The 12,155-nt window shown below is 70.5% G+C and carries 14 protein-coding genes and 2 pseudogenes; 5 read left to right on the top strand and 11 right to left on the bottom strand.

Features of this window, described 5'->3' with window-relative positions; translation table 11 throughout:
• Positions 1 to 93: 93 nt before the first annotated feature.
• Positions 94 to 1,560 (bottom strand): rifampin monooxygenase, encoded by a 1,467-nt coding sequence (rox, locus tag HN013_RS02100; RefSeq protein WP_171162301.1) that lies wholly within the window; start codon positions 1,558 to 1,560, stop codon positions 94 to 96.
• 172 nt (positions 1,561 to 1,732) lie between these two features.
• Positions 1,733 to 2,278, bottom strand: a complete 546-nt coding sequence (locus HN013_RS02095) for a MarR family winged helix-turn-helix transcriptional regulator (protein WP_171162299.1) — start codon at positions 2,276 to 2,278, stop codon at positions 1,733 to 1,735.
• A 69-nt stretch (positions 2,279 to 2,347) separates the two neighbouring features.
• Between HN013_RS02095 and HN013_RS02090 the strand changes: the two genes are divergently transcribed.
• Positions 2,348 to 3,067: an SDR family NAD(P)-dependent oxidoreductase gene (locus HN013_RS02090; protein WP_171162297.1), complete on the top strand. Its 720-nt coding sequence runs from the start codon at positions 2,348 to 2,350 to the stop codon at positions 3,065 to 3,067.
• A gap of 75 nt (positions 3,068 to 3,142) precedes the next feature.
• Here HN013_RS02090 and HN013_RS02085 read toward each other — a convergent pair whose 3' ends face one another.
• On the bottom strand, positions 3,143 to 3,628 hold the full coding sequence (locus HN013_RS02085; protein ID WP_171162295.1) for a carboxymuconolactone decarboxylase family protein: 486 nt from the start codon (positions 3,626 to 3,628) through the stop codon (positions 3,143 to 3,145).
• 198 nt (positions 3,629 to 3,826) lie between these two features.
• Between HN013_RS02085 and HN013_RS02080 the strand changes: the two genes are divergently transcribed.
• Positions 3,827 to 4,807, top strand: coding sequence for an RNA polymerase sigma-70 factor (locus HN013_RS02080; RefSeq protein WP_398978209.1), 981 nt, complete (start codon positions 3,827 to 3,829; stop codon positions 4,805 to 4,807).
• Positions 4,808 to 4,840: 33 nt separating this feature from the next.
• Here HN013_RS02080 and HN013_RS34065 read toward each other — a convergent pair whose 3' ends face one another.
• Positions 4,841 to 5,089, bottom strand: a complete 249-nt coding sequence (locus HN013_RS34065; protein ID WP_398978012.1) for a helix-turn-helix domain-containing protein — start codon at positions 5,087 to 5,089, stop codon at positions 4,841 to 4,843.
• 312 nt (positions 5,090 to 5,401) lie between these two features.
• On the opposite strand from HN013_RS34065, the pseudogene HN013_RS02070 reads away from it, so the two are divergent.
• Positions 5,402 to 6,356 (top strand): annotated as a pseudogene (locus HN013_RS02070) (NADP-dependent oxidoreductase).
• Positions 6,357 to 6,371: 15 nt separating this feature from the next.
• Here HN013_RS02070 and HN013_RS02065 read toward each other — a convergent pair.
• From HN013_RS02065 to HN013_RS02055, 3 genes are all read right to left on the bottom strand, one after another.
• Positions 6,372 to 7,577, bottom strand: coding sequence for a glycosyltransferase (locus HN013_RS02065; protein ID WP_312018484.1), 1,206 nt, complete (start codon positions 7,575 to 7,577; stop codon positions 6,372 to 6,374).
• A 179-nt stretch (positions 7,578 to 7,756) separates the two neighbouring features.
• Positions 7,757 to 8,761, bottom strand: a complete 1,005-nt coding sequence (locus tag HN013_RS02060; RefSeq protein ID WP_171162290.1) for a metallophosphoesterase family protein — start codon at positions 8,759 to 8,761, stop codon at positions 7,757 to 7,759.
• A gap of 91 nt (positions 8,762 to 8,852) precedes the next feature.
• Positions 8,853 to 9,185, bottom strand: coding sequence for a cupin domain-containing protein (locus HN013_RS02055; protein ID WP_249374668.1), 333 nt, complete (start codon positions 9,183 to 9,185; stop codon positions 8,853 to 8,855).
• 70 nt (positions 9,186 to 9,255) lie between these two features.
• Here HN013_RS02055 and HN013_RS02050 point away from each other — a divergent pair, with 70 nt between their 5' ends.
• The gene (locus HN013_RS02050) at positions 9,256 to 10,206 is read left to right on the top strand and encodes a helix-turn-helix domain-containing protein (protein WP_171162286.1); all 951 of its coding nucleotides are present in this window, start codon (positions 9,256 to 9,258) and stop codon (positions 10,204 to 10,206) included.
• A 12-nt stretch (positions 10,207 to 10,218) separates the two neighbouring features.
• Here the strand turns inward: HN013_RS02050 and HN013_RS02045 are convergent, their stop codons facing one another.
• From HN013_RS02045 to HN013_RS02035, 3 genes are read right to left on the bottom strand one after another with little or no spacing between them, the layout of a single operon-like run.
• On the bottom strand, positions 10,219 to 10,428 hold the full coding sequence (locus HN013_RS02045; RefSeq protein WP_171162284.1) for a DUF397 domain-containing protein: 210 nt from the start codon (positions 10,426 to 10,428) through the stop codon (positions 10,219 to 10,221).
• 45 nt (positions 10,429 to 10,473) lie between these two features.
• On the bottom strand, positions 10,474 to 10,683 hold the full coding sequence (locus tag HN013_RS02040; protein ID WP_171162283.1) for a DUF397 domain-containing protein: 210 nt from the start codon (positions 10,681 to 10,683) through the stop codon (positions 10,474 to 10,476).
• On the bottom strand, positions 10,680 to 11,165 hold the full coding sequence (locus HN013_RS02035) for a DUF5753 domain-containing protein (protein WP_171162281.1): 486 nt from the start codon (positions 11,163 to 11,165) through the stop codon (positions 10,680 to 10,682). Before HN013_RS02035 ends, HN013_RS02040 begins: the two co-directional genes overlap by 4 nt.
• A 196-nt stretch (positions 11,166 to 11,361) precedes the next feature.
• Here HN013_RS02035 and HN013_RS02030 point away from each other — a divergent pair, with 196 nt between their 5' ends.
• On the top strand, positions 11,362 to 11,538 hold the full coding sequence (locus HN013_RS02030; protein ID WP_171162279.1) for a hypothetical protein: 177 nt from the start codon (positions 11,362 to 11,364) through the stop codon (positions 11,536 to 11,538).
• A 60-nt stretch (positions 11,539 to 11,598) separates the two neighbouring features.
• Here HN013_RS02030 and HN013_RS02025 read toward each other — a convergent pair.
• Positions 11,599 to 12,155, bottom strand: a pseudogene (locus HN013_RS02025) (hypothetical protein); the annotation flags it as partial.

Genomic DNA, 12,155 nt, shown 5'->3' with positions numbered 1-12,155 from the left:
ATGGCTCCATCATTTCACAGTCGAGAGATGTGTCAACCGCGTTCACAGCCTTCGGAGGTGTTGTGGGAGCTGTGCTCGAGTCACCCCGCGCGCTCAGCCGGTGGCGGCGCCGAACCACGTCGGCAGCCGGTCGAGCAGCTCCTGCTGGTCCTCGCCTGCCCACGCCACGTGACCGTCCGGCCTCAGCAGCACCGCGGGCACGTCCAGTTCCTCGCTGACGTCGACGACGTGGTCGACCCGGTCCGCCCAGCCCGCCACCGAGAGCCGGCCGGTCTGGTCGAGCAGCAGCCCGCGGCCGCCATGCATCAGCTCGTACAGACGGCCCTGCTTCAGCTTCAGGTCCCGCATCCGCCGGCCGAGCAGGTCGTGACCCTCGCCGAAGTCGTAACGGACCCCGACCGCGGTGATCAGCCCGGTCACGTACCGGTTCACCTCCTCGAAGTCCATCAGCTTCGAGAACAGCTCCCGCAGCGCGGTCGGACCCGCGTCGGTTCCCATCAGCGTCATCTGCGCACGGGTGTTCTCCAGCACACGGGCGCCCACCGGGTGCCGTTCGGCGTGGTAGCTCTCCAGCAGCCCCTCCGGTGCCCAGCCGTTGACCGCGGCGGCCAGCTTCCAGCCGAGGTTGAACGCGTCCTGCACGCCCAGGTTGAGCCCCTGCCCGCCGGTCGGCGGGTGGATGTGCGCCGCGTCGCCGGCCAGCAGCACCCGGCCGACCCGGTAGCGCTCGGCCTGCCGGGTGGCGTCGCCGAACCGGGAGAGCCAGCGCGGCGAGTGCACGCCGAAGTCGGTGCCCGCGAACGCCCGCAGCTGCTGCTTGAACTCGTCCAGGGCCGGCGCGGTCGCACGGTCCTCGGCCACGCCGTCGGCGGGCACGATGACGCGGTACACCCCGTCCCCCTGGGGGATGAGGCCGAACCGCAGCTGCGTCTTGTTGACTTCCGCGACGGCGGCGGCAATCGTCGCCGCGTCCGCGGTCACCTCCATCTCACCCAGCAGCGTCTCGACCTTGGCGGGCTCGCCCGGGAATCCGACGCCGAGCAGCTTGCGCACCGTGCTGCGGCCGCCGTCGCAGCCGACGAGGTAGCGCGCCCGCAGATGCGTGCTTCCCCCGCTGGCTACGCCTCCATCGGCGGGGGTGCCCCCACTGGCCAGCTCGACGGTCACCCCCTCCTCGTCCTGGCTCAGCCCGACCACCTCGCAGCCGCGCCGGATGTCGGTGCCGAGTTCGAGGGCGCGCTCGTTGAGCAGCCGCTCGGTGACCGGCTGCGGGGTGGCGAGGCCGTACGCGTGCGCCGTGTCCAGCCGCTCCGGCCACGGCTTGGCGATGCCGCCGAAGAGCCCGCCGACCTGGAACTTCTCACTGACCGCGAGGAACCGGTCCAGCATCCCGCGCTGATCCATCATCTCGACGCTGCGCGCGTGCAGGCCCTGCCCACGGGACTGCCGGGTCGGCTCGGTCAGCTTCTCCAGCACGACCACATGCACTCCGGCCAGTCGCAGCTCGGCGGCCAGCATCAGTCCGGTCGGTCCGCCGCCGGCCACGATCACGTCGATCATCAAAAACTCATTTCCGCAGGTCCTGGCATTGCCCGGTGATTCTGCGGCATGACCGGGGCCTTGCCGCAAGGCCCCCGTTGCGCTATAAGTTGAGAGTGGCAAGGAGTGATTTACACCTCCTTGCCTTCGCTTTTGTCTGTTTCTCCGCCGTTGTCGCCCACCAAGGACCGGCTCAGCTCCCGGCGTGGCCCGTGCGCCGTCGGACATCGGCCATCAGCTTCTCCAGCAACGTGATGAGCAAGTCCCGTTCGTCCGCCGACAGATCGCTGACGAGCCCGGCCTCGCGGCCGAGGACGGCGTCGACGGATCGCTCGATGAGCGCGTGGCCGTCGGCCGTCAGTGACACCAGCACCGTCCGGCGGGCGGTGCCCCCCGGCGCTCGCCGGACGAGGCCGTCCCGCTCGGCCCTGGCGACGCGCTGCGAGATCGCTCCTGCGGTCACCAGCGTCCGCCGGGCGATCTCGCGGGTGCTGAGCGCGTAGGGCGGCCCGGAGCGGCGGATGACGGACAGCAGGTCGAGGGTGGCCGCGTCGATCCCCGCTTCGCGCAGCACCCGGCCGCGGTCGTCGGCGAACAGCTTCGCCAGCCACCAGATGGGCGTGACGATCTCGATCGACTCGGTCGGGGTGCCGGGGCGTTCCCGCCGCCAGGCCGCGGCGATCTCCGCCGGGGGATAGGAGGGTACGGGGTCCCCCGGCGCGGCGGTGCTGTCGGTCAACGGTGCCTTCCCTTACCGGAGTCGGATATGTTTAGGTCTAAACGTAGCAGCGAGGAGGAGGATCGATCCATGACCCGTACCGTGCTCGTCACCGGAGGCACCAGCGGCATCGGCCGCGCCGTCGCCGCGAGGTTCGCCGCCGGACAGGCGGAGGTCTTCATCACCGGACGCCATGCCGACACCGTTGAACCGGCCGCCAAGGAGCTGGGTGTGAACGGTGTGGTCTGCGATGCGACCGACCCCGGGCAGGTCGCCGAGCTCGCAGCCCTGTTCGGTGAACTGGACGTCCTGGTCAACGCGGCAGGCGGGCTGCCTCCGGCCGCACCGGACGACGGGCCGGCGCTGGAGGCGGTCCTGGCCCAGTGGCAGGCCAACCTGGCCCAGAACCTGCTGAGTGCGGTCCTGACCACGGCCTCGGTCCGGGACAGGCTCACCTCCGGCAGCTCCGTCATCAGCATCGGCTCGATCGGGGCCGAGCGCCGAGGCGGCAGCTACGGTGCCGCCAAGGCCGCCCTGGCCGCATGGAACGCCTCCCTGTCCGCCGACCTCGGCCCCCACGGCATCACCAGCAACGTCATCTCCGCGGGCTACATCGCCGGCACCAACTTCTTCCGCGACGGGGCACTGACCGACGAGCGCCACACCGCGCTCGTCGAGGAGACGCACAACAAGCGTCCCGGCACGGTGGAGGACATCGCCGAGACGGTGTACTTCCTTGCCTCTCCGGGGGCCCGGCACATCACCGGGCAGACGCTGCACGTCAACGGCGGTGCCTTCACCACGCGTTAGAGAGGGACGGGTGAAGGGGACCGGCCGCCCGGCCCGGATCGAAGGGGTCCGGGCCGGGCCGGGGCCGTCCGCCGGTCAGTTGAGTGCGGCGGCGAACATGCCGGGCTCGTAGGAGCCTCCCCGCTGGTGCACGATCACGGCGAGCCGGTTGGCCGCGTTGACGAGGGCGACCAGGGAGACCAGCGCGGCGATCTGGTCGTCGTCGTAGTGCTCGCGCGCGCGGGCCCAGGTCTCGTCGGACACGCCCTGGTGGGCGTCGGCGAGCCGGGTGCCCTCCTCGGCGAGGGCCAGCGCCGCCTGCTCGGCCTCGGTGAAGACGGTGGACTCGCGCCAGGCGGCGACCAGGTTGAGCCGGACCGCGGTCTCACCGGCGGCCGCGGCCTCCTTGGTGTGCAGGTCGATGCACCAGCCGCAGCCGTTGATCTGGCTGATGCGCAGCGACACCAGCTCCTGCGTGGTCATCGGCAGCGACGAGTGGTGGATCACCATGCTCGCGTTGGCGAACCGCTTGCCGAACTTGGCGGCGAGCTCGTTGTCGAACAGGTTGAATCGGGCGTCCATGATGTCGTCCTCACTCGTGGTGTCGTACTGCTTGTGGTGTGCAGCGCTCGTGGTGTCGTAGTGCTTGTGGTGTCCCAGTGCTTGTGGTGTTGCACTGGACGAACACGAGATGCCGGCGACCGGCTCCCTGTGACAGGTCGGCGATGTGACGTGTGCCACCGCTCACGGGTGTCACAGGGCGGCGTCGGCCGGCGTCTTGTGCGCGTGGCACCGTTGAGAACGAACAGGCAGGAGCAGCTGGTGAAGAGCGAGTGCAGCGGGCGTACGGAGGACACGGCCGGGCGGGCGGCCGGCAGCGGGCGCACGGATCCCGCCACCGAGGTGTTCGTCGCCCATCGCAACCTGCTGTTCACCGTCGCCTACGAGATGCTCGGCTCGGCCGCCGACGCGGAGGACGTCCTGCAGGAGACCTGGCTGCGGTGGGCGGGCGTCGACCTCGGCACGGTACGGAACCGGCGCGCGTACCTGGTCCGCATCACCACCCGCCAGGCGCTGACCCGGCTGCGTACGCTCGGCCGCCGCAAGGAGTCCTACGTCGGTCCCTGGCTGCCCGAGCCGCTGCTGACCGCCCCGGACGTGGCCGAGGACGTCGAGCTGGCCGACAGCGTCTCGATGGCGATGATGCTCGTGCTGGAGACGCTCGCGCCGACCGAGCGCGCGGTGTTCGTCCTGCGCGAGGTGTTCGACCTCGGGTACGACGAGATCGCCGAAGCCGTCGACAAGAGCCCGGCCGCGGTCCGCCAGATCGCGCACCGGGCACGGTCCCACGTCGCGGCGCGCCGCCCCCGCGGCGTCGTGTCCCCGGCCGTGACCCGGGACGCGCTCGACGCGTTCCACCGGGCGGCCGGAACGGGCGACCTGCAGGGTCTGCTCGACATCCTCGCGCCGGACGTCGTCTTCATGGGCGACGGCGGCGGCATCAAGCAGGCCGTCCTGCGGCCCGTCGTGGGGGCCGACAAGGTGGGCCGCCTGCTGGCCGCCGGGCTGGGCAGGATGGACGCGTCGTCGCTGCGTCCGGTGGAGGTCAACGGCCACCCGGCACTGGTTCTCCGGATCGACGGCGAGGTCGACACCGTCGTGGCGATGCGCCTCGACGACGGCCTCATCACCGGGTTCTACGCCGTGCGCAACCCCGAGAAGCTGTCGCACATGCAGCGGGAGACCGCCCTGCGCCGCTGAGCCCCGGTGCCGAGCCCTGGTGCCAAGCCCCGGTCAGACAGCCGTCCGCCGGGGACGGAACGTACGGCGGTACGCCTGAGGGCTGACGCCGATGGCGCTGTGGAGGTGCTGGCGCAGGGAGGCGCCGGTGCCGAGCCCGGCCCGGCGGGCGACCAGGTCGACGGGCCAGTCGGTGGTCTCCAGGAAGTGCCCTGCGAGGTCGACGCGTTGCCGGGTCAGCCACTGTCCTGGGGTGCTGCCGGCTTCGTCGCGGAAGCGGCGGCTGAACGTGCGTACGCTCATGTGGGCGTGGGCGGCGAGGCCGGCCAGGGTGAGGGGGTCGGCCAGGCGCTGCGCGGCCCACGCCCGGGTGGCCGCGGTGCTGCCGGTGGACGGACCGGGGACGGGGCGCCGGATGTACTGCGCCTGGCCTCCGTCGCGCCAGGGCGGTACGAGGCAAGAGCGGGCGACCTCGTTGGCGATGTGACTGCTGTGATCGAGGCGGACGATGTGCAGACACAGGTCGATCCCCGCGGCGACTCCGGCGGAGGTGAGGACGTCACCGTCGTCGACGTGACGTACAGCACGTCGGGGTCGACGCGCGCGGTGGTGTACATGCGCGCCGTGTCCCAGGAGAGGGCCGGAGGCCCCGACGTCCTGAAGGTCGTCGAGACGACGCGGCCGGAGCCGGGCCGCGGCGAGATCCTGGTCCGGGCGCGTGCGGCGGGTGTGAACCCCGCCGACCGGAAGACCCGCGAGCGCGGCGTGTTCGCCTCCGGAGCCGTACCGCCCTTCACCCTCGGCTTCGACGTGGCCGGAGTCGTCGAAGCCGTCGGCGCGGGCGTGACGGTCTTCCGGCCCGGCGACGACGTGTTCGGGATGCGCGTTTCCCGCACTCGGCGGGCACGTACGCCGGTACGTCACCGCACCGGCCCGCCACTTCGCTCCGCGCCCCCGCGGCCTCGACCACATCCGGGCCGGTGCCCTGCCACTGGCCTCGCTCACCGCGTGGCAGGCCCCTGGTCGACACCGCCCACGTCCGGCCCGGGGACCGCGTCCTGATCCACGCCGCGGCCGGAGGCGTCGGTCACCTGGCCGTGCAGATCGCCAAGCCCGCGGCGCGTACGTCATCGCCACCGCCGGCGCCGCCAAGCACGACCTGTTGCGCACGCTCGGGGCCGACGAGGTCGTCGACTACCGCACCCAGGACGTCGGCGACACCGTCCGCGACGTCGATGCCGTCCTCGACGGCATCGGCGGCCCCACCTGGGCACGCTCCCTGCGCACCCTGCGCCGGGGCGGCACGCTCGTCTCGATCCTGCCGTTCGACGACACCTTCCCCGTCCGCCGGGCCGAGGAACTCGGGGTGCGAGCGGTGTTCATGCTCGTCGAACCCGACCGGCAGGGGCTCCGCGAGATCAGCGCCCTGATTGAGGACGGCCGCCTGCGGGTGATCGTCGACACGGTCTTCCCTCTCGAACAGGCCGCTCAGGCGCATGCGTTGGGAGAGAAGGGCCGCACCACGGGGAAGATCGTCCTGACTGTCGACTCCGCCCCCGGGCGCCCCTGACGCCTGCCTCCCTCCTCAGCTGATCGCGTCGAGCAGCAGCCTCGCGGCCACCGTCGCTCCGTCCGTGCGGATCGTGCCGGCCACGGCGGTCGCCCGTGCGCGCGTCTCGGGGGCCAGGGCCGTCCTGAGCGCGGCCGACAGGGACTCGGACGTCGGAGCCGGGCCGTCGTGTGCCGCGCCGATGCCCAGGTCGGCCACCCGGCCGGCCCAGTACGGCTGGTCCGTCGCCTGGGGCACCACCACTTGGGGCACACCGGCCCGGGCGGCGGTGGCCGTGGTGCCCGCGCCGCCGTGGTGCACGACGGCGGCCACCCGGCCGAACAGCGCCTGGTGGTTGACCTCGCCGACGGCGAAGCAGTCGTCCCGGTCGTCGACCAGGGCCAGATCGGCCCAGCCGCGCCTGACGAGCACGCGGCGGCCCTGTGCCCGGACCGCCTCGACGGCCACCTGGGCGACGTCCGTCGCCGTGTGCATGGGCATGCTGCCGAAGCCCACGTACACCGGTGGTGTGCCGGCGTCCAGGAACGCCACCAGGTCGGCCGGGAGCGGGCGTTCGTCCGGCAGGGTCCACGCGCCGGTCTGGACGACGTCGAGGTCCGCCGGCTCCCGCCACGGGTCCAGGACCGGGTCCGTCGCCAGCCACGGCCGGTCGCCGATGACGTAGTGGCGGACGTCGTCCACCGGGGGCAGGCCGACGGCTGCCCGGTTGGTGTTGAGCGCCTCGCCGAACAGCGCGTTGATGCTCCGGGCATCCAGGTCCCACAGCACCCGGTTGTCGGTCACGTCCGGCGGGAACGGTCGGCCCGGATACGCCAGCGGCGGGTGGTGCGGCGACGGCAGGGTGAGCTGCTGGAACGTCACGGACACGGCGTGGACGCCCAGCTTCTCGGCCACCGACAGCGCACCGGCCGCGGCCGGCAACATGCCGGTCGCCACCAGCACGTCGCATCCCTCGGCCGCCCCCATGACCACATCGAGCTGGGCGGCGATCAACTGGGCCGCCCGCTCGGGCAGGGACGACGGCGGCGGCGCCGCCACCGTCAGCTCGCGCGCCGACACCCCGACCGGCACCATCCGCACGCCGACACCGGCCAGCAGCTCCGCGAACTCCTCGTCCGGCGGCGCACACACCCGCACCTCCGCGCCGAGTTCCCGCAACCGCACCGCGAGCCCCGCCAGCGGTTCGACATCCCCGCGCGACCCATACGTCGACAACAACACGCGCACTTCGCGACTCCCCATTTGCTCGCATTCCGGCTTCGGCCGGTGATTCTGCGGCATGAACGGGGTCTTGCCGCAAGCCCCCCGGTGCGCTATACGTTGAGAGTGGAAAGGAGCGGGTGACCTCCTTTCCTTTTTCTTTCACCTTTCTTTCGCCGCCGTTCCGTGAGGAAGCCGTCTCAGCCGGGCAGTTCGGGCAGTACGAGCCCCAGCGCCGCCGCCAGATCGAGGGTTCTGCGGGGCGTCGAGCACTGCCTGGTCAGGCCGGCCCGATCGAGCCGGCCGTCGCGGGCCTGGAAGAGGAACTTCGCGGCGGGATGCTCCCGCAGCTCGTCCGTGCCGAGACCGGCGGCGACGCGATGCGCCGCCGTGACCAGGTCGGGGAGCGAGGACAGCAGATCCGCGGCCCATGCTTCGAGCGCCCGGAGCCAGCTGTGCGTGGCTGAATCCGGTGCCGAGGAGAACCGCTCGACCGTCCGGGGCAGTTCCGGCCACGTGGAGTCGGGCCAGGGCCTGGTTTTCAGGACGGGCAATTGCCATGTGCGCTTGGCGATCGACCAGTGGTCCGCGTGCGCCCGGACCGAGTGGACGGTGAATTCCGGGACGCACAGAGCGGTCAGATTCCCGCCGTGGCAGGCGCCGGTGTCGAGACCGAAGATTCTGCCGTCGCGGATCAACGGCTCCCGGCCGGTGACATGGTGGCCGAACACGACTGGCTTGGTATCGGTGTAGTGGTCGTGCCAGTGGCCCTCCGGAAACAGCGCGCCGAGCTCTCGTTCGCCGCCGGTCGAGCCACAGAGGATTTCCTCTTTCTGGCCGGCCGGCGGGATTCCGGGGAGCATCGCGGCGTGGACCACGCGGACGTGCTCGTTCTCGAAGGAGTACGGCAGCGTCCGCATCCAGTCGACCGTTTCGTCGTAGCGGCTGCCGAGCTGCAAGCGGGTGATCTCCTGCGCGTAGGAGAAGATCCCGCGCACATGCTTCCGTTCGTGGTTGCCCATGACCACCACCGAGTTCGGGCGCTCACGGAAGAGACGGACCACTTCGCCGGGCGCCGGGCCGCGATCGACCAGATCGCCGACGCTGACCAGCAGGTCGTCCGGACCGAGGTCGACTTTTTCCAGCAGTTCGAGGAGTTCGTCGAAGCAACCATGGATGTCGCCGATGACGACGGTGCGCCGCATGCGGCCGATCCTCGTAACTGCGGGGCAGTTGGCGGATCATTCTTCTGCGCACCCCCGTCATCGACGCGATTCCCCCCGGGTGCCGGGTGGTCTAACCCTCCGGGTAGAAGAGGAACAGCGTGCAACCCGTGGTCGTCTGCGGAACGTGCGAGGAGCCCGCGGGGGCGTGGATGAAGGAGCCGGCCGGGTAGTCCCGGTCGCCGTCGTTGAAGGTGCCGGAGACCACGAAAACCTCCTCGGGGCCCGGGTCGTGGACGTCGATTCCCTCCCAGCGCGAGTTCGCGTCCATCTCCAGCACATAGGCCGCCGCGCCGTTGTCCCCCTTCCACAGCGGGCGCAGCCGGATGCCGGGAAAGAGTTCGTGGACGGGGGCGTCCTGGACGCTGGACCACACATACGCAGCAATGCTCTGTTCTGTCGTCATGGGACCAGCCTGGCTGCCGGCCGCCGCCCCGCCGAGTGTCAGGAAAGACATCATGAGGTACTTTTCTGCCATGCATCGAGTAACGGCACTCGTCCGCCCGCGGCAATCGACCTTCGAGCTCGCCTGCGCGGCCGAGGTGTTCGGGATCGAGCGGCCGGAACTTCCGACGCGGTACGCCTTCGGCGTGTGCACGGAGCACCCGGGCCCGGTCCCGACCCGCGCCGGGTACGACATGCTCGTGACCGACGGGCTGGACGCACTCGACCGTGCGGACACCGTGGTCGTCCCGGGCTGGCTGCCCGCCGAGGAGCCACCCTCACCCGCGGTCCTCCGGGCACTGCGCCGCGCGCACTCCCGCGGGGCGCGGGTGATCAGCATCTGCTCCGGCGCCTTCGCACTGGCGCACGCCGGTCTGCTCGACGGGCGGGAGGCGACCACCCACTGGTCGCTGGTGGACGAGCTCGCCGCACACTTCCCGCACGTCCGGGTCGACCCGGACGTGCTGTACGTGGACCACGGCGACGTGGCCACGAGCGCCGGCGCCGGGGCCGGCATCGACCTGTGCATCCACCTCGTCCGCAACGACCAGGGCGCCCGGTACGCCGCACATGTCGCCCGGACCATGGTCATGCCGCCCCACCGCGAGGGCGGACAGTTGCAGTACGCGGCACCGCCCCACCCCGCACAGGTCGACTGCACGCTCGCGCCGCTGCTGGAGTGGGTCACCAGGAGACTCGGCGAACCCGTGACCACCGAGAGCATGGCCGCCCACGCGGGCGTCTCGACGCGCACCCTCGCCCGACGCTTCGTCGACCAGCTCGGCACCAGCCCCGGCCAGTGGCTGCTCGCCCAGCGCATCGCCACCGCCCGGGACCTACTGGAGTCCTCCGACCTCCCCCTGGACACCGTCGCCCGCCGCGTCGGCCTCTCCTCGGCCACCAACCTCCGCAGACGCTTCCTCAACACCCTGGGCACCACACCGGGCGCCTACCGCCGGGCATTCCGGGCCGCGCCGCGATGACAGCCTGCTGGTTCAGCCCGCGTGCTTGAGCCCGGTGACGAACGAGTGCCAGGCGTCGGAGGGGAAGGTCAGCGCCGGCCCTTGGGGGTGCTTGCTGTCGCGTATGGGCACGATGCCGGTTGCCGCTATGGAGGGGGCCCACTCAAGGCACTGGCCTCCTTGACCGCTGCTGAAACTGGACTTGACCCATTGCGTGCGGGTGAGACCGGGTTGGCTACTCATCCGGGCAACTCCTCGATCGCCTTGCGCAGTGTGGTCTCCGGGATCTCAGCCCGCGTGCTTGAGCCCGGTGACGAACGAGCGCCAGACGCCCGCGGGGAACGTCAGCTCCGGGCTCCCGGGCAATTTGGTGTCGCGTATAGGGACAACCCCGGAATTAGCGATCTGTGGTGCCCATTCAAGGCACATGCCGCCTTCACCGCTGCTGTAGCTCGACTTGACCCACTCTGTTTCGGTGAAGTTCAGGGTGTTGCTCATTGCGAGTATTCCTCCATCGCCTTGCGCAGTTCGGTCAACGACTCTTCCGGAGAAAGGGCGTCGGCGCGCAAACGATCGTAAAGCTCGCACGCTCTCGCCACCTTCGAGGGCGAATCCACGACGCGCCCCATCCCTTGGGCTTCGGTGTAGAGGGCATCAGGTGTTTCGTCGAACCTCAACAGGGTGAAGCTCTCGCCTGTCGGGGGTGCCCCCGTGCTGAACGGAAGGACCTGCAGGGTGACATGGGGAGACTCGGCCGCGGCGATCAGGTGAGCCATTTGCTCACGCATGGTGGTGGAGCCGCCGACCGTGCGCCGGAGGCATGACTCGTCCAGGATCACCCACAGGAGGGGAGGAGGGGTGCGCTCCAGGACGTCGATTCGGCGCAGTCGCGCGGCTACCTTCTCGGCTGTCGCGGCAAGTTCGTCACGTGGATGGGCCGCGCGGAAGAGTGCGTGGGCGTACTGCTCGGTTTGCAGCATGCCCGTGACGAGGTACGAGCTGGTGGAGCTCGAACACATCGAACACTTGGGCGGCTTCGCCATGGATCAACGTCCCCTCATCACAGCCCAGTTGTGATGCCGCCAACCCTGTCGCCAGGGGTGCCCGGTCGGCAAGTCTGGACCGCACGGTTGATGCCCGTCCGTGAGGGGTGGGACACGTGGAGGTTCGAACGCAATGACGGAAGCAATGGTGGCGGCCGGGCGGTGTGTGACGTGCCAGGACGACCGGTGTCCGGTCTGCCTCCGGTTGCACGACGCCATGACCGAGGCGGGGCGGGTGATGGACGAGAGGGCGCGAGCGCTGTTCCGGGACGCGCTGATACGGCACCGGGAACTGCGGCACACGTCATGAGAGGCCGGTGGCCAGGTTCTCCCGCGGCGTCGGGCAGGTGCAGGCGGTCGATACCGGGGTTCACGAGAGTGCAGGGCCTGACGTGGACTGACGGGACTGCTCGACTTCCTGGTCGCGTTCGTGGGCCGCGGTCTGCTGCTGAGTGAGGTAGCGGTGGAGTGCCGGCTGGTCGCCGAGATGTTCGGCAGCGGCGATTGCGGCGTCGGGGATTCCGTCCATCCAGAGCCGAGGAATTCCGTGCATGTCCTGCTCGCTCGCGGCGAGCAGTCGGTGCGCTGTTGAGCCGTCGGGTGCGATCGGGACGAGGAGGAAGCACTCCTTGACGTAGTGCCGCCATATTCCTTGGCCGAAGTCCTGCTTGTCAGGGGGCAGACTGCGCTGGGCCTCCTGAAGTGTTTGCAGCGCGCCGGCGTAGTCGTCGGTTCGGCGTTGCAGCCGAGCCAGGGTGAGCAGAGTGCTCGCCCTGGCTCCTGACCACGACGAATCACTGAGCTTTTTCAGCGTGGCCACTGATCGGGTGAGGGTTGCGGCGCCCGCAACGCACGAGGCTCCCGTGCCGTTGAGTGAGGTGTTCGAAGTCTCAACCAACCGGCACAGGAGCCCCGTTGGTTCCCTAT

Source organism: Streptomyces sp. I05A-00742 (genome assembly GCF_013055795.1).
Taxonomy (GTDB): domain Bacteria; phylum Actinomycetota; class Actinomycetes; order Streptomycetales; family Streptomycetaceae; genus Streptomyces.
The sequence above is the reverse complement of the archived record's forward strand: the minus strand, read 5'-3'. Positions and strand labels throughout refer to the sequence as shown.